This window comes from Methylocapsa sp. D3K7 (genome assembly GCF_029855125.1).
Taxonomy (GTDB): domain Bacteria; phylum Pseudomonadota; class Alphaproteobacteria; order Rhizobiales; family Beijerinckiaceae; genus Methylocapsa.
The window spans coordinates 496,819-517,439 of the sequence record NZ_CP123229.1 but is presented as its reverse complement, the minus strand read 5'-3'; the positions used below and the strand labels follow the sequence as shown (position 1 = coordinate 517,439).

Below are 20,621 nucleotides of genomic sequence, written 5' to 3'. Positions count from 1 at the left end.
TACAAAAAGATGTGAGCCTTTCATGCCGATCGATATTTTGATGCCCGCGCTTTCGCCAACCATGGAAAAAGGCAATCTTTCCCGCTGGCTTAAGAAAGAAGGCGACACGATCAAGGCGGGTGATGTGCTCGCCGAGATCGAGACCGACAAGGCGACCATGGAAGTGGAAGCTGTTGATGAAGGCGTACTTGCCAAAATTGTGGTGCCGGATGGAACGGCGGACGTGCCGGTCAACAATGTCATCGGGTTGATCGCGGGCGAGGGGGAAGACGCAAAATCCGTCGCAAGCGGGCCTGTGCCAGCAAATGAAAAAATTCCCGAGGCGGCGCCAGCAGCACCAGCTGCCGCCCCGCCCATCGCTCCAGCGCTCAACGGAGAGGCCGGCCCGCGCATCTTCGCCTCGCCGCTGGCCCGCCGGATTGCCAAAAAGTCCGCGCTCGATCTTGCCGCGATACAAGGCTCTGGCCCGCATGGCCGCATCATTGAGCGGGATGTGAAGGCGGCGCTTGCGCACGCTCCAACCGCACCGCGCATCCAAGACACGAAGGCACCCTCCGCGCCATTGCCAACGCCCGGGCCGCCGGATGAACTCATTAGGCAAAATTTTGCCGCTGGCTCGTTCGAGGAAATTCCGCACGACTCGATGCGCAAAACCATCGCGCGCAGGCTGGTTGAAGCGAGCCGTACGATTCCGCATTTCTATCTGACCGCCGATTGCAACATCGACGATCTGATGAGTTTGCGCGAAGCAATCAATGACGCCGCTCTTCAGGACACGGAGGGTAAGCCGTCTTATAAAATCTCGGTCAATGATTTCATCATCAAGGCGCTCGCCGTGGCCCTCATCCGTGTCCCCGACGCTAACGTGACTTGGACCGAGAGCGCCATGCTGAAACATAAGCAGGCCGATGTCGGGGTTGCAGTGGCGATTCCTGGCGGTCTTATCACCCCCATCGTCCGTGCCGCCGAGACGAAAACCCTGTCGGTGATTTCGCGCGAGATGAAGGATTTCTCCAACCGCGCGCGCGCCCGCAGGCTACGCCCGGAAGAATATCAGGGTGGCTCGACGTCTGTGTCCAATCTTGGCATGTTTGGCACAAAGAGCTTTTCGGCCATTATCAATCCGCCGCAAGCGACGATCCTTGCGGTGGGGGCTGGCGAGACGCGTGTCATCGTCAAGGATGGTACGCCTGCCGTTGCGACTGTGATGAGCGTGACACTGTCCTGCGATCACCGCGCGGTCGATGGCGTCTTGGGTGCAAAGCTCCTCGCCGCGTTCAAAACTCTGATCGAACACCCGGCTGGGATGCTTGCGTGATGCTTTGTTTCGCAGACCTTCTAGGAGTTGCCGCCCATGGCTGACTCCTACGATATTCTCATCATCGGCGGTGGACCCGGCGGCTATGTGGCGGCGATCCGCGCGGCGCAGCTTGGTTTCAAGACGGCCGTCGTCGAGCGTGAGCATCTTGGCGGCATCTGTCTGAACTGGGGCTGCATTCCTACCAAGGCCTTGTTGCGATCGGCGGAGATCTATCACACCCTCAACCGGGCCAAAGAGTATGGCCTGACGGTGGAGGGCAAGATCGGTTTCGATCCCACGGCTGTCGTCAAAAGATCGCGATCCGTGTCGGCGCAATTGAACGCTGGCGTCGGCTTTTTGCTCAAGAAAAACAAAGTCGATGTGATCTGGGGCGAGGCGGCGATCACCAAACCCGGCGAGGTTTTGGTCACTGACCCCAAAAAGCCTGCGATGCAACCATCGAACCCCGTCCCCAAAGGCATCCTCGGCGCGGGAGCTTATCTGGCCAAACATATTATCATTGCGACCGGCGCGCGGCCACGCGTCCTGCCGGGCATTGAGCCGGATGGAAAACTCATTTGGACGTATTTCGAGGCCATGGTGCCGGAGAAATTTCCAAGCTCACTCGTTGTCATGGGTTCAGGCGCGATCGGAATCGAATTTGCCTCTTTCTTTCGAAGCATGGGCTCAAAAGTCACCGTGGTTGAAATACTGCCGGAAATTCTCCCGGTCGAAGATGCGGAGATTGCGGCGTTGGCCCGCAAACGATTTGCAAAGCAAGGCATCGAAATTTTAACTTCGGCCAAAGTGACGAAGGTTGAGAAGCAACACGACGGCATTGCCGCCACGGTTGAAGACACCCGTGGGACGCGGGTGCTCGAGGCCGAGCGGATGATTTCCGCCATTGGAGTTGCTGGCAACATAGAAAATCTTGGGCTTGAGACGCTTGGCGTTAAGATTGAGCGCGGGATTGTCGTGACGAATGGAAGAGGGTGCACCAGCGTGCCAGGGCTCTATGCGATCGGCGACGTCGCGGGTCCCCCCATGCTCGCGCATAAGGCCGAGCATGAAGGGGTCATTTGCGTCGAAGCAATCAAAGGGCTTGAGCCGCATCCCTTGGACAAAAGAATGATTCCCGGCTGCACCTATTGCAATCCGCAGATAGCATCCGTTGGCCTCACCGAAGCGAAGGCTAAAGAGCTGGGCTTTGACGTCAAAATCGGCCGCTTTTCTTTCATCGGCAATGGCAAGGCGATCGCGCTTGGCGAGCCGGATGGGCTCGTAAAGACGATTTTTGACGCCAAAACCGGAAAGCTTCTCGGCGCCCATATGGTTGGGGCGGAGGTGACGGAGCTGATCCAGGGTTTTGTCATCGCCATGAATTGCGAGACGACCGAGGTGGAACTCATCAATGCGATTTTCCCGCATCCCACCCTGTCGGAGACGATGCATGAGAGTGTCCTTGATGCTTATGGCCGCGTCATCCATATGTGATCTGGAGGCGGGGTCGGACTGCCCGCGAAAAAGGTATTTCATAAATGTCTGATGCCGTGGATCTCGCCGATGGAAGCCATGGAGAGGACATACGGCCGCGCCATCCCGAAAAGGCGCACCGGCCCGATCAGCCGGTGGCGCGCAAGCCTGCATGGATTAGGGTCAAGGCGCCGGGCTCGGCGCAATGGGCCGCGACGCGGGCCATTGTCAAGGAGCATGGACTTGTTACCGTTTGCGAGGAAGCGGGCTGTCCCAACATTGGTGAATGCTGGGAGAAAAAACACGCGACCTTCATGATCATGGGCGACACATGCACGAGGGCTTGTGCTTTTTGCAATGTCAGAACAGGGCTGCCACGGCCGCTCGATCCCGGAGAGCCCGCCCGTGTCGCCGCGGCGGTTCAAAAGCTGGAGCTTGCCCATGCCGTGATTACATCGGTCGATCGCGATGATCTGAACGATGGCGGGGCAGGGCATTTCGCATCCGTTGTGGCGGCGATCCGCGCGGCAAGCCCAAACACCACAATCGAGGTTCTAACCCCGGATTTTTTGCGCAAACCGGGCGCCCTCGAGACGGTCGTCGCGGCCAAGCCCGATGTCTTCAACCACAATCTTGAGACAGTACCCTCCAAATATCTCGAGGTGCGTCCCGGCGCGCGTTATTTCCATTCAATCCGGCTTCTCCAGCGGGTGAAGGAACTCGATTCTGGAATGTTTACGAAGTCGGGAATGATGCTGGGACTCGGCGAGGAACGAAATGAGGTGTTGCAGCTGATGGACGATCTGCGCACCGCCAGCGTCGATTTCTTGACCATTGGCCAATATCTCCAGCCGACGAAAAAGCATCACGCAGTTGTCCGCTTCGTGCCGCCGGATGAATTTGCATCTTACGCCGAAATTGCCCTTGCTAAGGGGTTTTTGCTTGTCTCGGCGTCGCCCCTGACGCGATCTTCCCATCACGCGGGCGCGGATTTCGCTCGGTTGAAAGCGCGGCGCCTCGCCTTGCGGGATGAAGGCTGAGCGGCTAGACCATGGGGCGCGAAGCGAACCTCGCTTCGCCGGGCCGCGACAAGTCCGCCTGACGGCCGGGCGCTTTTTGTATCTGTCACATTGCGTGAATGGGCATGCCTTCTTTCAAAACCACGCATCGGGTTCATCATACCGCCTCGGAAATGTTCGAGCTTGTTGCCGATGTCGAGTCCTATCCGCGTTTTGTGCCTCTTTGCCGCAGTCTGCGCGTTCGCAAGCGGCATGAAGCGGGGGACAGTTTAATCCTCATTGCCGACATGGAGGTCGGCTATAAGGCCCTCCGCGAGACTTTCACGAGCCGCGTCACTTGCGAGCGGCCAGAGCAGAAGATTCTCGTCGAATATATAGACGGACCGTTCGAGCATCTCGAAAATCTGTGGCGCTTCCACGAGTGTGACGGCGGGAAAACCAGTCTTGTTGAATTCCGTATTGCTTATGAATTCAGAAGCCGTGCGCTCGGTCTCATTATGGGCAGCATGTTCGACACGGCTTTTCGCAAGTTTGCGGTAGCATTCGAGGATCGCGCCGATGTTGTTTATGGCAAGGCGTCCTAAACGTTAAACGCCTTGAACGGCTTCCACGAGCAACTCAATCGCCGCCATAACCGCCGCGAAACGCACTGCATCACGGCCAAGGTCACCGAAGCGCTTTTCGAGGGTGATGATCGCACCATCCCGCCTCGCCATGCCAAAATGGACGAGGCCTACGGGCTTTTCAGGCGTCCCCCCGCCAGGCCCCGCTATTCCGGTAATCGAAAGCGCGATGTTTGCCTTGGAGTGTAAGAGTGCTCCGATCGCCATCTGCCGTGCGGTTTCGCTGCTAACCGCACCAAACTGCTCCAAAATTCGTGATTCCACCCCAAGGGATTCTATTTTCGCGGCATTGGAATAAGTCACGAAGCCACGCTCAAACACGTCGGATGATCCCGGAATGGCGGTGATCAAGGCCGCTAGGAGGCCTCCGGTGCAGGACTCGGCGGTGGCAACAAAAAATCCGGCATCACGGCAGGTGGAAATAAGGGCCGCTGTGCGGCTGAGGGATGGCTCAGAAAACATGCGTGCTACCGCTACGGCCGCACCGACAAGCAAAGCCACCGGATGAAGACGCGCATTTTTGTTGAACGTGCCGCTGTTCCCGCTGGATTGCTCAGCTACAGAACTTCAGTCCCATCTTACCAATAAGTGGCGAGGCCTTGCTGAAAAATTGCACGGGCAACGCATTAGCTTTTTCAAATATGTCAATTCTTACGTTTGGATCCATGAGCATCATGGATATGCGATCTTGTTGTCGCCAGCATCTTGCCACTAAAGCCACGTGAAAACTTCTAAAACGCGCTTTAGCTTTGCCATACCTACAACAAATTAAAATTTAATAAGTCATTATCCAGAAAATTGGAGAAACAATAAGACTTTATATCTATGTATATAGGTAATAAAACAAATATAACTCTCATATACAGTACTGTATTATTTCTAGAGAACCGAGGATGGAATAAATGTCTGTTATTCAAACTGTTCCATCTATGGAAAACGGCCCGTATCATTTGGATATGACTGGTTCTTTCTGTCTATTATACCACGCAGTATTTAACCTGAGTTTCTGTATTTTAACGGTTTTGACCGCGCATTCGCGGTTTGGTGAGAAACGGATCGCCGATCGAGCATCAAGAAGAAGCCAGGCAGTGACGAGAGACAAGTTGATTTCGACTCATGTGTCTCTATCTGTTTAAATGTGTAATATACACTGCTATCAGTCGTCACTAATCAATAATTACAAAAAAGGACCGTCTGCGATGACCCACTTCCCCACCTGCTTGTTCCGCCCGGCCCATCTATGGACTCGGCGATTAATCGGATATTCCCACGTGTACCGCCAGGCGTTACTGTTATTCATTTTTTGTGCCACCCCCGCTTTGAGCACGCCAATTATTCTTAATCTTCCGTCCACCGCAGCGCCCGGCAATATCGTAAGCCTCGAAGGAAGCGGATTTGGATCTTCGCCAAGAGTCTATTTCCGTCCCTTTACTTCAGCGTCGCCGATTCCCGTAAAAATCATCAAGGGGGATAACAACGTCGTTGCTTTCCAAGTACCGAAGACCCAAGCGTTCGATGTCTATTATCTGGCTGTCTCTGACGGGACCGCGTGGAGCAAGACGTTCGGAGTAAATTACCCGCAAGCGGCGCAATTCGATAAGCCGGAAATTGCTCCCAATGACAGCTTCCGAATTTTCGGGCGTAACCTTTATGTGGCGCCGGCTTCGGTTACTGTAATGTTGGGGGATCAATCTACCGGGGCGATGATCGCCGCCAGCGTCGATCTTAGCAAAAGTGACCCCTATTCGCTGACGGTTATTGCGCCTGCTGGTGTCATCCCCGGCCACTGGTACCGTGCCAAAGTGATCAGCGGCTCAAATTGGACCTACACCAGCGACTGCGTGCTAGGGCACGCTACAAACGGCAACGATCATTTTCAGCTCAATGTGCCCTGGGGGAGGGATTTCGTTTACCAGAACGGCCCCGGCTACAATGGAACCGTCGATAACGCCGATCATCATATTTTCAACGTCACCAACGATCCTTTTATAACGCCTCACGCGAAGGGGGACGGAATCGCAGACGACCAGCCCGCGATCCAGGCCGCCATCAACTTCGCTGCAAAGCATAAGGGTGTCGTCTATTTACCAGCCGGAACATATAGGCTTGCCTCCCCTTCGGGATCGGGCCTCAACATGGCTTCGAACGTGGTGCTGCAAGGGCACAGCACCAGTGATACGACGATCCTGATGGGTCCCTCGTCAGCACAGCCCGCGTCATATTCCTTCTGGGGAATTTCGTGGTTGGCGGGCGCATCAATGTCCGGCTTGGCCGATCTCTCGGTTAAAAATATCGATACGCGCAGTCAGTCCGTTCGCAATATCGTCGCGCCTGGATCGACCAGTAAGCTTTTTCTCCAGCGCGTGAATTGGGACCTCGGCACCGGATTATTTCTCAGCATTAAAAATGCGGATAGACTGGTTATTACCAACTCCACGTTTCATCAAGCAATCAACAGCCAGCAGCCCGATCCCTCCCGCCCAGGATACAGCGGTGTAGGTCCGATTTGGTTTGAAAACCTAACGAACTTCACCTTCCAAAATAATACCATCTGGTGGGCCTCAGGAGGGAATGCCTTTCTCACCATGTATAACGGGTTGATTGAAAAAAATCATTTTACTCGAAGCGCGTCAGATAAGGTCACAGTCACAGCGGCCAATATCAATTGGTACAATACTGACCCGCAAAATGCGCCCATCAAGATAGGAGATTCGGTGACACGTCAGATGGGCCGCCAAATAGCCGTCGAATTCGCTAAAAATCTGGTCATCCAGAATAATATATTCGATGTTTCTGATGGATCATTTAAAAGTAACTCGAATGATGGTGAAACTATAAATAGCGAAGGTGGGGCTTATTCTAAATTACAACAAGATGTTGGGACCGTTACATCAGCTGATGCTACAACAGTAACTTCTGGTTCAAAGTGTGCGGGCACCTGCGCATGGAACTATTTAGCATCTTCAGCTTTCAATAGCGGTTCCAAGATTGCGATAGTCAGCGGAAAGGGGGCCGGTCAATGGCGGCAAATTACCAAGATCAACAATAATACTTTCACGATAAGTGGTTCTTGGGATATCATTCCGGCGCCGGGTGACAACTTTTCAATATTCGTGCCATCAATAGAGAATGGGCTTATCCGTTCCAATTTAATGCAGGACAATCCGCGCGGGATTTTGTTGTATGCTGCGGGCTTTTATAATGTCTCTGTAGTAAATAATACTCTAAAGGATAGTGGGGGAATTTGGCTATTCAGTATCCAGGATACAAAAGCCTTGAGTTACGCCACACCTAAATTTGGATCTTACAGGAATATCGAAATAAATGGAAATTCTTTGCTAAATACAAAAGGTCTTCGTCCCGCTTATATCACTGTCGCTTCGGGAATGCGTGACCCGAACTATATCTGGGGCACGGCTCTGGACAGTATTGAAGTTCGTAACAATTCAATCACAGGCCTGCCAGGGACCCCAAGAGTTGACTATTCTGACGGCTATACGAACAATCTTCTTTACGCGGATCCCGACGGCCCTTTTTTGCCGAGCGGTGGTCTGGCTTATGGTATCGTCGGGACGATCTTTCAGGGAAATAATTGTACGAACTGCCCTGTATTTTTCTCACTAAGCACAGGCGTTTTGGACACGATCATATGGAACTCGAGCATCAATGGTACGCTGGCGGCGGGGACCCAAACTCCATCCATCAACGACCAAAGGATCTGGAATAATCCTTCTCCTTCCGCGGGAACAGTTGTTGGACACGATTAGCGGCTTGCCAATGGGATCTGTGGCACTCCGAACGGGTTCTGAGATAATGGCAGGCCCTAACGCATAACAAAATAACTGGCTCATGTTCCTTGCACAGGATCGAGAGCCGTTTCATGGCAGGAAGGACATACCGGGTTCGTCCGCTGTCGATATAACCGGCTCTCCGTTCAATCTGTGCAGTTTTCATCGAGCAGCGCTTCCGCGCTCACGATATCCGACGGCGACGCGCCGGAATCGTTGGCCAAAAGATAGAAACCCGTCTTCCCATTGTCGAATTTCGCTCCCACGACAGCCAGCGTTTGGCTCGCCATGGAAAATTTGCCCGATGGAAGGCCACGGGCGAGTAGTTTGAATGGATCCGCCTGGGCTAAGTTATCCGCCTCGATTTTCATTGCGACAAATCTGTGCCCCAGGAGTTTCGAGTGAAGCAAGGACCAAGTTCCTCGAATACCTGCCCGCTGGCGGTACAAAAATTCGGTGACCTCCGGGGAGATGCAGGAGACATGAATATGGAGCTGGTCCTGGCTGCGGCTGACAGACGAATTGATGGCCATGCCGATCTTCTCACGTGGCAGCTGTCGGTGTGCCCCGTACTCAACAAATCGGCGGGCGTTCCAAGCTGCCTCCCAATAATTTGGGGTCGTGTCCCTTAACAGGTCCGGGCTTTCGATGCCCGATATGCGCGTAGTTGGCACAACGACGATATGGGTGGCTATCGACGGCGTTTGCACAACGGCAAAGCCATGCTCTGGACCTTTGGGGATGTTGACCTCGGCACACGGGAACGCCATACCGACACTTTGGTAGGCGGGCAGACAAATATTGGAGACGATGATCCACAGGCCATTCCGGCTGGCGGCCTTCACGGAATGCGGCAGGCCCGCAACCGTGCCAAGGATTAACCCTATCATTGCTGCAACACAGATAACTTTGCGCAAAAGGAACCTTTCGAAAACGGTGCTCATGCCGGATCAGATCCGAGACAATCCAAACATTCTGACTGGAAACCGAAGAAAGATTTCCGTTCGAACTGTTGGACAAAATTCGAATCCGCTATCCGTCTTTGCGCCTTCAAAAGCGCTATGTGATGATCGTATTTTGTTGCGATCCCGGAACCGCCCAAAAAGCAGCGAAAATGATGCCGCAAATAGGTGTGCCGCCATTTTTCATAATCCGCTGGTGACACAATAATAGGAAAAACTCCGCCTACTGCCGGAAGGGCCCATGAGAAGTTCGATTTAGCGTTCGAGTACTTCGCCTGCAAGGGGAATATAGCTAGTGGGCTGTCCGAGATCATTATCCCATTTGGGTCTCGTATTCGAGAAATGAGATAATTAAACCAGACGAGCCAGAGACACTCTTATTTTTTAGCTGCTCCCTGTGCATCGCAAACTTGGCGCTATGAAACTTGGCGCTATGAATGGGTCCGGAGTCTAGCTAGTTGAACTACCGAAGTTACTCGTCACAAATTGAGCCAGCCCTCTGGCCGCCATGTGGCGCGGAATCGAGACTGGAACATAATTGCGGAGTAAAAGTATTTTCCTACTGCGAAGGAATGGGGCAAGTCCCAGGGGCGGGCAAACGATCAGTCTCGCTGAGGGCAGGTGCGGGTGCCAGAGCTAACGATCACTGCCAGCCAGGTTGGGGCCCGAAGGACCGGGGCCTAGCCCGACCAGATTGTGTCATTAAGCTTGATCTACACGATTGCTTCATTAACCTCGATATCATACAAGCTGTTCATCAAGAGGGTCCATGGGGGTCATTGCCATGACGACATCAAGCCATACCCAGAGTCCTCTTGGAGTATTCGATGATACGCGTTATGCGCAAATAGCGGTCCAGCGCGCGAAGGAATACCAGAGCGCCGCACCCTTTCCAAACATCTGCCTCGACAACTTCCTCCCAAGCGACTTAGCGCACGCGCTCGCGTCCGCCTTCCCCAAACCCGAGGACATTTCCTGGGTCGAGCGCGATAACAAGAACAATCGCCGGCGCTTTCAGCATGATGAAACAAAGCTCCCGACACTCCTCCGCGAGATGCTGCGCGAGTTCAACTCGCGTCAATTTACGCTTTTCATCGAGACCTTGACTGGCATCGAGTGCCTTCTTCCCGACCCCTATTTCATTGGCGGCGGGGTGCATATAAGTTCGACCGGCGACTTCCTGAATATCCACGCCGATTTCAACTGGCACCACAAGCTGCAAGCCTATCGGCGCGTGAACGCCCTCCTTTATTTGCCCGAGCGCTGGGAGCCTGAATGGGATGGCGCCCTCGAATTCTGGGATAAGGACTTGACGGTCCCCGTCGTGTCCAATCTCCCGCAATTCAATCGCCTCGTCATTTTCTCAACCGGCGAACATTCGAATCATGGCCAGCGGCTACCGAACAAATGCCCCGTGGGGGTGCAACGCAAGGTGCTCAATCTCTATTATTACACGGCGCATCGCGACGACGGCGACATCGACGATCCTCACTTCACGCTTTATAAGTCCACGGGCTCGCCTGGCGAGACCTTTGACGGCAAGGTGACTCCTCCCATTTCGCGCTCGCCGAAAGATTCGCCCGTGGCTATGGAGCTCGGCCACGAATACCGGAACTCGGGTGCCGCGCAAAATGGTTGACAATCTAGTCGTGGGACGCTGCTTGCGGCCGGCCGGAGGAATATGGGCATGCTAAATCCCAAGCCCATATTGGAATGCGTGGCACCTTCGAAAATCCACTATTCAAAGCCATCAATAACCGACCTTGAAGTGCGGTATGTGACCGATGCGGCGGCAACTGGATGGGCGGAGCATTGCTACGACTATGTGGAGCGGGTTGAGAAAGAATTCGCCGAGTGGCTGGGTGTGAAGCACGCAGTCGCCACGTCCAGTGGGACCGGAGCGCTGCATTTGGGCCTCGTAGCACTAGGCATTGGGCCGGGTGACGAAGTTATACTTGGCGACATCAATTGGATCGCCCCAGCGGCGCCCGTCGTCTATCTTGGCGGGAAGCCGGTCTTTGTTGACGTGCTTGAGGACACGTGGTGCCTTGACCCCGAAAAAGTAGAGGCTGCGATCACGCCGAAGACCAAGGCGATCATAGCAGTGCATCTCTACGGCTCGGTCGCCGACATGGATGCGATCCTCGATATCGGCCGGCGCCACGGCGTACCGGTCATCGAGGATGCCGCCGAAGCCCTGGGGTCGCGCTGGAAGAATGGCAAACGGACTGGGACGATGGGGGTCTATTCGGCCTTCTCGTTTCATGGCTCGAAGACGATGACGACGGGCGAAGGGGGCATGTTCGCCACCGACGACGCACAGCTTGCGCGTAGCGTGACGGCGTTGAACGCACTTGGCCGCGCTCCGGATCAGTCGAAGCAATTCTGGCCCGACATGATTGGCTACAAGTACAAAATGTCAAACATCCAGGCAGCGCTCGGCTGCGCCCAGCTCAGCCGTGTGGAGGAACTCGTTGCCCGGCGGCGGGAAATCATGCTCGCCTATAAGGACCGCCTCGCCGATCTTCCGCTGGCGCTCAATGTCGAGCCCAAAGGCACGGCGAACGGCTATTGGATGCCGACGATCGTTGCAAACCGCGACGTGTCATTCGATCGTGAATCCTTGCTCAACGATATGCGTGCGCATAATATTGACGCGCGCGTTTTCTTCTGGCCGCTTAGCATGCTGCCGATGTTTGAGGATAAGCCCGAAAACGAAGTGAGTTATTCGCTTTATAAGCGCGCGATCAATCTGCCTAGTTATCACGACATTCGCGAGGATGAGATCGACCGGGTGTGCGAAGTCCTCCGGCGGCATATATGACGGGCGCCCTTTGGACACCGGCAGGCTGTGGAAGCGGGATTTGCCTTGGACGCAGTTGTTTCACATGAGCGAGCTGCGAAACAATGACGTTCTCGGAGCCAGACAAAGAGCTACTCGAAGAAGCATTGGGCCAAAAGCGGGTATATTATGAAGGTTCTCATTCTTGCCGGCGGTTCTGGCACACGTCTGAGTGAAGAGACAAGCATTCGTCCCAAGCCGATGGTCGAAATAGGCAATAAGCCAATACTTTGGCATATCATGAAATCCTACGCTCACTTTGGCCTGACCGAATTCGTTATCTTGGGGGGGTACAAGGTTGAAGTGATCCGGCAGTACTTCCTTAACTACACCCGCGTCTCATCCGATTTTACCATCGATTTGGCCACGGGCGACATCGTCTGGCTGCGTGCTGCTGCGGAGCAGTGGCGGGTTACCGTTCTGGACACGGGACTCGATACCATGACGGGTGGTCGCATCAAGCGGGCGCAAGACGTTATTGGGAACGAGACGTTTTGCCTAACCTATGGCGACGGTGTCGGCGATGTGAACATGACCGACCTGCTAGAGTTTCATCGCCGATGCGGTGTCGCATGTACGGTGACGGCGGTGGTACCGGCAGGCCGCTTCGGCGTCCTAGGGCTCACACCCGACAGCAACATGGTGACTGCGTTTCGTGAGAAAGACAGTGGCGATGTCGGGCTTGTGAATGGAGGGTTCTATGTATGCGAGCCATCTGTGTTCGACGTGATCGACGACGATCTAACAGTGTGGGAGCAGCAGCCGATGAGCCGCCTCGTCGAACGAGATCAGTTGGCAGCGTTCCGTCACAACGGCTTCTGGCTGCCTATGGACACGCTGCGCGACAAGATGGTCCTGGAACAGCTCTGGGGGAGTGGCAAGGCGCCCTGGAAAGTGTGGGACTGACACCATAGGGCCATCGCGGGGCAAGGCGAGGCGCCTGTTCCCCTCATGATAAAAAGCTCTGCGAGGATCGAAATCGAGCGGGGCACGATTTCGAGGAATTGGGTTTCCTCCTCGTGCCGAGGGGTGGTAGTGTAGCGCATGAAGCGAAGCGGCATAACAACCAAAGTTTCTCAGACGCGGCCTAGTTTCGGCGCAGCGGTTATCCGCACAACCTGCCGCGGTTGTGGCGGCGCCAATGTTGCAACGGTGTTCGCCGATTTGGGTATTCAGCCACCCGCCAACTCGTACTTGCGAAGCGCTGAGGCCAGCCAAGATGAGCGTGCCTATCCGCTGCGTGCTCTCGTGTGCGCCGATTGCTTCCTTGTTCAGGTCGACACCGATGTCCCTCGCGAGGAACTCTTCTATGATTATGCGTACTTCTCGTCGTTTTCGGAGAGCTGGCAAAAACATGCCGAGGCATATGCCGCGATGGCGATTGCCCGGTTTGGTCTTGATCGTGCGAGTTTTGTTGTGGAGGTTGCCAGCAACGATGGCTATCTCCTGAAAAACTTTGTTGCAGCCAGCATTCCTTGTTTGGGGATCGAGCCATCGGATACCGTTGCGGCCGCAGCCTCCCGCATCGGCGTTCCGACACAAGTCTCATATCTGGACCGGGAGGTCGCCGAGGCAGTCGTTGCAAGGCAGTGCAAAGCCGACTTGGTCGTCGCCAACAACGTGTGGGCCCACGTTCCAGACCTCGATTCGTTCACGGCAGGTCTGGCGGTGCTGCTCAAGCCGGAGGGAATACTTACAATTGAAGTGCAGCACCTTCTGCCACTTATGGAGCATGTGGAGTTCGATACGATCTACCACGAGCACTACACCTATTTCTCATTGCTCGCAGCAGAGCGCTTGCTCGCGCGCCATGGGCTGAAAGTCTTCGACGTCGAGCAGATCAGTACCCACGGGGGTTCGCTGCGTTATTACATTGTCGATGCCAACCGGAAAGATGTTGCGGAGGGCAATGGACTTCTCAAAGTGCGCGCGGATGAGGCTGCGGCGGGACTGGATATACTCGAAACATATTCGAAGTTCGCGGCCCAGATTCCAGTGTGCCGAGACGCGCTTCGCGCCTTCCTCACCGATGCCAGATCTGCCGGAAAGACAGTTGGCGCCTACGGGGCTGCGGCCAAGGGAAACACGCTCCTAAACTACTGCGGCATTGGAACCGAGGATATCGCGCTGGTCGCAGATCGCAATCCACACAAGCAGGGCCAGCTGCTTCCGGGCAGTCATATTCCAATTGTGGCGCCGGAGGTGTTGATGGACGCGAGGCCAGACTTCATCCTGATTTTGCCCTGGAACCTGAGACTTGAGATTATGAGCCAACTCGCCGGCATTCGCGAATGGGGGGGGAAGTTTGTGACGCCGGTTCCCACAGTCCAGATCTGGGCCTGACGCTTTGCGCATAGGGACCCTCTTGCGGTGTAGAGGACACCGGATTAAGCGGCTTTTCGCTCGCTTTCCGCGTGAGAAATCTGGTCTTGGAGATGAGCTCGGTCTTTCGCGTTTCAAAGCAAATTTCGAGGCTCAAACAGGTCAAGCTGTGCACCTTATTTGGTGTTAGCGTGGCCTGCTAGGCGTATCCGCTACCGGAAGCGCTTGGTGCAGCCCGTGCTCGACCGAACAAAAAATGACGTTTGGTGATGGTGCGCGCGGCCGCCTTTCTGGACGGGGAAAGCTGATGTCAATGCCAACACGTGCATTAAGGGATGAGGGCGACAATTCGATAACTGCCAGCGATCGACCACTGGTCGCCGTGTTGACGCCCGTGTATAATGGAGGGAAATATTTAGCCGAGACGATGGCGTGCGTCCAGGCGCAAACCTACCCCAATCTGGTTCATGTCGTGTTGGACAATGCGAGCACGGATGCGACGCCAGAGATCATTTCGCGGTATCTGAACTCGCGCGTTCCCGTAGTGACGAAACGCAATTCCGCGCTGCTGCCGCAACGTGAGAACTACAACGCGACGGTAGCGCTCGCCCCAGCTGACGCGCGCTACCTGAAGATCCTGGCGGCCGACGACCTTATGCGCCCCGACGCCATCGCGCGACTTGTCGATGTCTGTGAGCGCAACCCAAACGTTACCATTGCGAGCTGCCTCGATTGTTACAACGGAACCGTACGTTCAATTGATCTCGACCCAACCAGAGAGACTCATCCGGGATGGGAGTTCGCGGAGCGCGCTGCGCTCTTGAGGGAGAATTTGCCCCCATATCACCATATTTTTTGGCGCAGGTCCGCCGCCCCGCCGGGCGACATCTTCACTTTGCCCTTCCATGCCGATGCGGATGCGTTCCAGCACCTCTGCCGGGCAGGGGACGTCGGTTTTGTCTTCGAACCGCTCGTCTTCACACGCGAGCACGAAGACACTGTGAGTGCCCAAGACGTGCGCTTGAAACTGCATTTCTGGAATGAGTTTCTTTTGTCCATGCACGAGGCAGAGCGGTTCGACGATGAGACCAACCGCCGCGGCGTGCGACGGGCGCTGCATCGCTATCTACGCTTCGTCATGCGCAGCGCGCTCAGCGGAGATTTGGCCGGAGCACGAGTCGCGCATGCGCGTCTGGGCGAGAGTGGATACGCAGTCGGGGTTTGGGAGTACGCAGCAACGCTATTGGGCTACCCGGCGTACTTCGTGGCCAAACTACGCAGGCTGATGCGTGCGAAGGCTGCCGTGCGCGGAAGGAATTTTGATGTGCAGGCGGAGTGGCAGACCTCTGCGCCTGGGCGGTCGGCGTCCAATATCTTTCGCACTCTTGGTTTGCGCTGAGCGGTGTCCGGCTCGGGCTCAGGCGGTGACAGTTCTCATTTGATGGTCCTGCAGCGGCGCCGCGCCCTTTCCCTGGCCGCAACCGAGACTTCGGCCGCATGGATCGCCTTAAGATGCACGCCACTGTTAGCGTTCATATCACAATATATGACGCTGTCAGGGACGTTAGCCGCTGTGAGGGAGGCGGGTAGCGATTTCGGGGGAGCGAGATGATTCATGGGAACGATCGGGAACACTCTCTCCAGGCAGCAATCGATGGGCCGGTGCAGATTTCGGTACTGATCCCGACTCGAGAGCGGCCGGAGCAGCTCGATGCCTGCCTTCAGAGCGTACTGGCCAGCAATCATAGCTCCTTCGAGGTTATAGTCATCGACCAGAGCCCCCAGCCCTATATGGGTATCCGAGACCCTCGCTTGCGCATCCATCACAGCCGGGTGCGGGGAAAGTCCGCGGCGCTCAACGCGGCCATAGAGCACGCCTCCGGCCGCCTCTTCGCCTTTACTGATGATGATTGCACAGTGTGCCCGGACTGGCTGACGCGGGGTCACGAGCTACTGGAAGCGCGGCCGGAAGTTTACCTGGTCTACGGGGCGCTTTTGGCCATCCCGCACGACCCCAGCCAATGGTTCGTGCCAACCTTCAGTCCCGAGCGGCTGGAAGAGGTCTCTGGCACGGCCAGGGCGCGGCTGCGGGGAGGCGCCGGCGCCAATATGTTCGCGCGCCGCGGGCTCTTCGAGCGGATCGGCGGATTCGACGACGCCATTGGTCCTGGGGCCCCATTCCGAAGCTGCGAAGAGTATGACATTTACTACCGTGCGCTGCGTGCCGGGGTGAAGGTTGTGCGGGACCCCGATAACGGAGTCCTGCATTGGGGCAAACGGTCCTATGGCGATGGTAGCGGGCTGCGGTTGATGCGCGATTACTCCTACGGCGAGGGTGCAGTTCTCGCGAAGCACATTCGGTCCGGTGACCTTATGGCACTCTGGATCTCGCTTAACATCCTCGGGGAGCAGGCCAGGGCGATCCGTTCCAGTCTTCGCCAAGGTAGCCGGATCGGGATTGACCGCGCCGCTTCCTGGCTTACCGGTTTCGGACGAGGACTGACGACGCCGGTGGATGTGTCCCGGCGCCTCTTCGCCAGCAAACCTGTCTAGAAGCGTGCACAACCTAAATCGAGTTACTGCCTAGGCGGCGAACACTGCGTGCCGCGGAGACGGACCGCGAGACCGGCTTTGTCCGGCATCAAATCCAATCAATTCAAAAGCCGCAATTCCTGGTCGATAACGCCATCCGCGACCAGCTTTTCGATATGAGCGATACGCTGATAGCGGGGGCCCTCGAACTCCTCCAAGGTCAGACTGGATGTGCGATAGGCATCATACAATTGCTTAGCCCCGCGACGCGCGTCCCATTCGGGCTGAAACGCGGGCAGCGCACGCGCGATCTTGTCAAAGTTGACACGGTAAGAGCGTGTATCGGGACCGGCTTCCGGCGCGTATTCGAGGCGGCAATCCGGGACCACTTCGGCGACAATTTCGGCCAGATCCCGGATTCGGTAATTATGGGCGCTGTGTCCAACATTGAATGCTTGATTGAAAATGACGTCCCTGGGAGCTTCGAGAGCGGCCAAGAACGCGCGCGAAAAATCCTCGATATGGACGATGGGCCGCCACGGTGTGCCATCGGATTTCAAATAGATCAGACCTTTGGTGACCGCCCACGCCACGAGATTATTCAAGACAATGTCAAAGCGCATCCGAGGGGACACACCGTAAGCTGTGGCCGGACGGAGATAAACGGGGCAGAAGTTCTCATCCCCGAGCGCAGATATGTCCCGCTCAGACCAGACCTTCGATTGACCATATGGCGTAACTGGATTGAGCGCACCCGACTCATCGATCATGTCGTCGCCAGCACGCCCGTAGTTGCTGCAGGAGGAGGCGAACAAGAACCGGCTCACGCCAGCCTCCTTCGCCGCCTTGGCGAGGCCCACACTCGCGCGGTGGTTGATCCTGTAGGTTAGGTCCGGATTGATATTGCCGAGCGGATCATTGGAAAGCGCAGCCAAATGGATCACTGCGCCGAAGCCGGCTAAGTCCGCTACAACCACGTCTCGTGTGTCTTTGCTGCTTGCGGGAACATCCATGATCGTGCCGCCGGCGGCGTAGGTGCAGCGCCGGTACAGATCACTGTCGTACCCGTGGACCTCATGCCCGGCCGCGCGGAGCAAGGGAACCATGACCGTGCCAACATAACCCAAATGACCGGTGACAAGAACCTTCATGCATAAGTTTCCTTGAAAGTAAATTATTATACAAAAGGATTAATTTAAGTGTGCTCACCAAACGGCCGCCGCCCCTCGGTATGTTCCATTCGAGCTCAAAGTTTCAAAATATATTCAGGCTCGATCCGGCCCCGAATGAAGTGGATGGCGGCTAACAAATTACCTTTGAGGCGTCCCCTCCGATCGGCGTATGGCTCCGGCCAGAAGCTCTTGATGGCATTGGCAGCGATATTGCGCCAGATTAAGTTCAAAGCAAACGCGGCGGGAACGGTTCCTTTTCTCATCAGGTAAACCGGGTTGGCCACCTGAGAATAGCCCAGTTTCACGCCGGCTTCCCGCCCCGATTTGGCGCCGAGATGAACGCCGACAAGTGTGTTCAGGCCGACAACACGGCCGAACTTTTTAAGTTGACTGGTGAAATCGATGTCCTCCTGCCATCCATAAAGGACAAGGCGTTCGTCGCAACGCAAATCGCCGATTTGAGTTGCCCGCACGGACATGTTGCACCCGTAGGCGCCGACATGGTCAGAGACCCAACGCGGGCGCTCGCGGCATTCAGCTTGACGCAGCAACGCTAGTCCCTCATCGAAGGTGTATCCAGAGTTGTGTGCTCCATCGGCAGCGGTTTCGCCCATGACAACTGCCCAATCCGGATGCGCGGTGAACCCCTCTTCAAGCCGCCGCAGATAATCGTCGGCAGGCAGGAAGTCGTCATCAAAAAACGTGATGATGTCGCAGCGTCCGAGCGCCCGTTCGATGGCCCGGTTTCGCTGGGCACACAGACCTGGACTTCCGAATACATAGGAAATAGGGAAGTGTTCGGGCTGGAACGCCTCCACATGGGTCGCATCAGGCGCCGAGACAATCACTTCGTCAGGCAACCTCGTCTGATGGCCTAAATGTTTCAATACCCGGCTCAGAAGCTCTTTGCGCTTGAGAGTCGGGATAATCACAAAAAGTCTCATGGTCTGCCAAATCCTACATAGGCATCAAAGATAAAAACAGCGACCGGAGAGTCCGCAATAATCGCTCGCGTGCGTTACGTCCGCTCCCTCGTATCTTAACACTATTTAATATTTTCAATGACATAAGGCATTATGTGTAGAAGATAATGTAATCGGGCTGTGGGATGATGGCAACAGCAGTGATGACTAAACTCTCCCCATCTCCGTGCCGCGCTGGGCACTGCTGCTTTCAAGGTTTACAAAAACAGGAATACGTGGAGTGACCAGCAGAGACTTTGCTGTCTGACGCGCAAGGGCTGAAACTGAAGGCCATGAAGGTCGACGTTGCGTGCGACGAGATGTCCGGCATTGGCCCGGTGGGTGAGCCTTTTCGCATAAGCACACCATCAGCTGCTTATGTGCGATCTCGCCTCAAGCGGAACATTGTCTCCTGCCCACGGCAGACGAGCATCCTCGATGGCTTGAAGTAAAGTGGAACGCCAGGCTGAGTTTGCGGAATTCCGGGAAAAGCGCGCACAACTTTTTTGAAGCGCCTCTAACCGCGACAGCCGTTCCTCTTGTCCCATATTGGCGAGGCACAGCATTCCCTCGGCAATTTCAGCCGAGTTTAAAGGGTCAACGAGAAGCGCCGAGTCGCCTGCTACCTCGTGCATAGCGCTCCCTATTGTCAGCAATGGAACAAGGCCATTGTAAATGGCTTCAGCCACAGGCAAACCAAAACCTTCGAGCAGGCTCGGCAAGACAAAGCCGCTAGCATGCCTATAGAGCCAACGAAGTTGGTTGTCATTCACATAACCCGGGATGATAACGCCGGGAACGCTGCCGGCAGCTTCAATGACGTCGTCAAATCCTGGTTCTGTGCCGCCACAGATGATGTAAGAAAATCCTTCATCAACGAGCTTGGATCGTGAGAAGGCTTCAATGGTGCGTAGGTAATTTTTCCTTAAACCAACGCTACCAACCGACAGCAAATATCGCTGCGAAGCAACCTCGAAAGGTTCTGCGTTACCACTGAAGATACCCTCACGTATCCCAGGATAGATCACACTCATAGAGCGATAATCATCGCCATACAATGACACGAAATTGTTCATGCTACACTTGCTAACAAAAATCAAAATCGGTTTTGCTTGTTTAATTTTCTTGAACGCAATCTCGTAAGTGGACCGGACCTTTCGACCATACAAATGAGAGTGTGTGAGAGGCCCCATGTCATGGCAGACCACGACGTCGCAAGGCTTTATCTCGTACAAAATGACTTCTCTTGGATCCGTGAAGACCATGGGTCTTGGGCATCGTACCAGCGGCGGCACAAACCATGATGAGCGCAATGCAACTCTAGCATTAACTTCGATTAGCGCCAGGCGGCCCAATACTCTTGAAACGCTGCGGCGCGGAAGCGATTTCGCGGGCATGCGCCAATACCACACATGTCGAATGAGGTCACCACAAGCCTCAATCACGTCTTGACCGATAAAATATTTTCCTGTGCTGTTGTTTAGAGCCAGTGTGAATTCAAAATCGACTTGGTTAGGTGCGTTCAGCATTAAGACGCCTCATAGGTAAGCGTCATCGTTCAAGGCCAAGATACGTCGATGCACAGATAAGATCTCTGAAACATCTTGTGGATCTCGGTGTGATGCA

General features: G+C 55.2%; 16 protein-coding genes. 11 read left to right on the top strand and 5 right to left on the bottom strand.

The window, feature by feature from the left end; all coding sequences use genetic code 11:
- Nucleotides 1-22 precede the first annotated feature (22 nt).
- From QEV83_RS02325 to QEV83_RS02310, 4 genes are all read left to right on the top strand, one after another.
- Nucleotides 23-1,318 carry a pyruvate dehydrogenase complex dihydrolipoamide acetyltransferase gene (locus QEV83_RS02325; RefSeq protein ID WP_280129684.1) on the top strand — a complete coding sequence of 432 codons (1,296 nt, stop codon included), beginning with the start codon at nucleotides 23-25 and terminating at the stop codon, nucleotides 1,316-1,318.
- A 36-nt stretch (nucleotides 1,319-1,354) separates the two neighbouring features.
- The gene (gene lpdA, locus QEV83_RS02320) at nucleotides 1,355-2,794 is read left to right on the top strand and encodes a dihydrolipoyl dehydrogenase (protein WP_280129683.1); all 1,440 of its coding nucleotides are present in this window, start codon (nucleotides 1,355-1,357) and stop codon (nucleotides 2,792-2,794) included.
- Between the two features lie 44 nt (nucleotides 2,795-2,838).
- The gene (gene lipA, locus QEV83_RS02315; protein WP_280129682.1) at nucleotides 2,839-3,813 is read left to right on the top strand and encodes a lipoyl synthase; all 975 of its coding nucleotides are present in this window, start codon (nucleotides 2,839-2,841) and stop codon (nucleotides 3,811-3,813) included.
- Nucleotides 3,814-3,917: 104 nt separating this feature from the next.
- A complete protein-coding gene (locus QEV83_RS02310) occupies nucleotides 3,918-4,376 on the top strand; it encodes an SRPBCC family protein (RefSeq protein ID WP_280129681.1) in 459 nt (152 codons plus the stop codon).
- A gap of 3 nt (nucleotides 4,377-4,379) precedes the next feature.
- Here QEV83_RS02310 and QEV83_RS02305 read toward each other — a convergent pair whose 3' ends face one another.
- Nucleotides 4,380-4,877 (bottom strand): CinA family protein, encoded by a 498-nt coding sequence (locus QEV83_RS02305; RefSeq protein ID WP_280129680.1) that lies wholly within the window; start codon nucleotides 4,875-4,877, stop codon nucleotides 4,380-4,382.
- A gap of 809 nt (nucleotides 4,878-5,686) precedes the next feature.
- Between QEV83_RS02305 and QEV83_RS02300 the strand changes: the two genes are divergently transcribed.
- Nucleotides 5,687-8,182 (top strand): glycosyl hydrolase family 28-related protein, encoded by a 2,496-nt coding sequence (locus QEV83_RS02300; protein WP_280129679.1) that lies wholly within the window; start codon nucleotides 5,687-5,689, stop codon nucleotides 8,180-8,182.
- A gap of 167 nt (nucleotides 8,183-8,349) precedes the next feature.
- On the opposite strand, the gene QEV83_RS02295 is transcribed toward QEV83_RS02300, so the two are convergent.
- Nucleotides 8,350-9,147: a CDP-diacylglycerol diphosphatase gene (locus QEV83_RS02295; protein WP_280129678.1), complete on the bottom strand. Its 798-nt coding sequence runs from the start codon at nucleotides 9,145-9,147 to the stop codon at nucleotides 8,350-8,352.
- A 787-nt stretch (nucleotides 9,148-9,934) separates the two neighbouring features.
- Between QEV83_RS02295 and QEV83_RS02290 the strand changes: the two genes are divergently transcribed.
- From QEV83_RS02290 to QEV83_RS02265, 6 genes are all read left to right on the top strand, one after another.
- Nucleotides 9,935-10,804, top strand: a complete 870-nt coding sequence (locus tag QEV83_RS02290; RefSeq protein WP_280129677.1) for a 2OG-Fe(II) oxygenase — start codon at nucleotides 9,935-9,937, stop codon at nucleotides 10,802-10,804.
- Nucleotides 10,805-10,852: 48 nt separating this feature from the next.
- Nucleotides 10,853-11,989 carry a DegT/DnrJ/EryC1/StrS family aminotransferase gene (locus QEV83_RS02285; protein ID WP_280129676.1) on the top strand — a complete coding sequence of 379 codons (1,137 nt, stop codon included), beginning with the start codon at nucleotides 10,853-10,855 and terminating at the stop codon, nucleotides 11,987-11,989.
- 147 nt (nucleotides 11,990-12,136) lie between these two features.
- Entirely contained in the window at nucleotides 12,137-12,913 is a 777-nt protein-coding gene (rfbF, locus tag QEV83_RS02280; protein ID WP_280129675.1) for a glucose-1-phosphate cytidylyltransferase, read from the top strand.
- A gap of 258 nt (nucleotides 12,914-13,171) precedes the next feature.
- The gene (locus QEV83_RS02275) at nucleotides 13,172-14,350 is read left to right on the top strand and encodes a class I SAM-dependent methyltransferase (RefSeq protein ID WP_280129674.1); all 1,179 of its coding nucleotides are present in this window, start codon (nucleotides 13,172-13,174) and stop codon (nucleotides 14,348-14,350) included.
- 286 nt (nucleotides 14,351-14,636) lie between these two features.
- Nucleotides 14,637-15,728, top strand: coding sequence for a glycosyltransferase family 2 protein (locus QEV83_RS02270; protein ID WP_280129673.1), 1,092 nt, complete (start codon nucleotides 14,637-14,639; stop codon nucleotides 15,726-15,728).
- 209 nt (nucleotides 15,729-15,937) lie between these two features.
- Nucleotides 15,938-16,882 carry a glycosyltransferase family A protein gene (locus tag QEV83_RS02265; protein ID WP_280129672.1) on the top strand — a complete coding sequence of 315 codons (945 nt, stop codon included), beginning with the start codon at nucleotides 15,938-15,940 and terminating at the stop codon, nucleotides 16,880-16,882.
- Nucleotides 16,883-16,980: 98 nt separating this feature from the next.
- On the opposite strand, the gene QEV83_RS02260 is transcribed toward QEV83_RS02265, so the two are convergent.
- From QEV83_RS02260 to QEV83_RS02250, 3 genes are all read right to left on the bottom strand, one after another.
- Nucleotides 16,981-18,012 carry an NAD(P)-dependent oxidoreductase gene (locus QEV83_RS02260; protein ID WP_280129671.1) on the bottom strand — a complete coding sequence of 344 codons (1,032 nt, stop codon included), beginning with the start codon at nucleotides 18,010-18,012 and terminating at the stop codon, nucleotides 16,981-16,983.
- 95 nt (nucleotides 18,013-18,107) lie between these two features.
- Nucleotides 18,108-18,977 (bottom strand): glycosyltransferase family 2 protein, encoded by an 870-nt coding sequence (locus QEV83_RS02255; RefSeq protein ID WP_280129670.1) that lies wholly within the window; start codon nucleotides 18,975-18,977, stop codon nucleotides 18,108-18,110.
- Between the two features lie 386 nt (nucleotides 18,978-19,363).
- Nucleotides 19,364-20,524, bottom strand: coding sequence for a glycosyltransferase family 1 protein (locus tag QEV83_RS02250; protein ID WP_280129669.1), 1,161 nt, complete (start codon nucleotides 20,522-20,524; stop codon nucleotides 19,364-19,366).
- Nucleotides 20,525-20,621 lie beyond the last annotated feature (97 nt).

Coding starts and splice junctions, on each gene's coding strand:
- QEV83_RS02325 (WP_280129684.1), top strand. CDS start 23: ATGCCGATCGATATTTTGATGCCCGCGCTTTCGCCAACCATGGAAAAA.
- lpdA (WP_280129683.1), top strand. CDS start 1,355: ATGGCTGACTCCTACGATATTCTCATCATCGGCGGTGGACCCGGCGGC.
- lipA (WP_280129682.1), top strand. CDS start 2,839: ATGTCTGATGCCGTGGATCTCGCCGATGGAAGCCATGGAGAGGACATA.
- QEV83_RS02310 (WP_280129681.1), top strand. CDS start 3,918: ATGCCTTCTTTCAAAACCACGCATCGGGTTCATCATACCGCCTCGGAA.
- QEV83_RS02305 (WP_280129680.1), bottom strand. CDS start 4,877: ATGTTTTCTGAGCCATCCCTCAGCCGCACAGCGGCCCTTATTTCCACC.
- QEV83_RS02295 (WP_280129678.1), bottom strand. CDS start 9,147: ATGAGCACCGTTTTCGAAAGGTTCCTTTTGCGCAAAGTTATCTGTGTT.
- QEV83_RS02290 (WP_280129677.1), top strand. CDS start 9,935: ATGGGGGTCATTGCCATGACGACATCAAGCCATACCCAGAGTCCTCTT.
- QEV83_RS02285 (WP_280129676.1), top strand. CDS start 10,853: ATGCTAAATCCCAAGCCCATATTGGAATGCGTGGCACCTTCGAAAATC.
- rfbF (WP_280129675.1), top strand. CDS start 12,137: ATGAAGGTTCTCATTCTTGCCGGCGGTTCTGGCACACGTCTGAGTGAA.
- QEV83_RS02270 (WP_280129673.1), top strand. CDS start 14,637: ATGTCAATGCCAACACGTGCATTAAGGGATGAGGGCGACAATTCGATA.
- QEV83_RS02265 (WP_280129672.1), top strand. CDS start 15,938: ATGATTCATGGGAACGATCGGGAACACTCTCTCCAGGCAGCAATCGAT.
- QEV83_RS02260 (WP_280129671.1), bottom strand. CDS start 18,012: ATGAAGGTTCTTGTCACCGGTCATTTGGGTTATGTTGGCACGGTCATG.
- QEV83_RS02255 (WP_280129670.1), bottom strand. CDS start 18,977: ATGAGACTTTTTGTGATTATCCCGACTCTCAAGCGCAAAGAGCTTCTG.
- QEV83_RS02250 (WP_280129669.1), bottom strand. CDS start 20,524: ATGCTGAACGCACCTAACCAAGTCGATTTTGAATTCACACTGGCTCTA.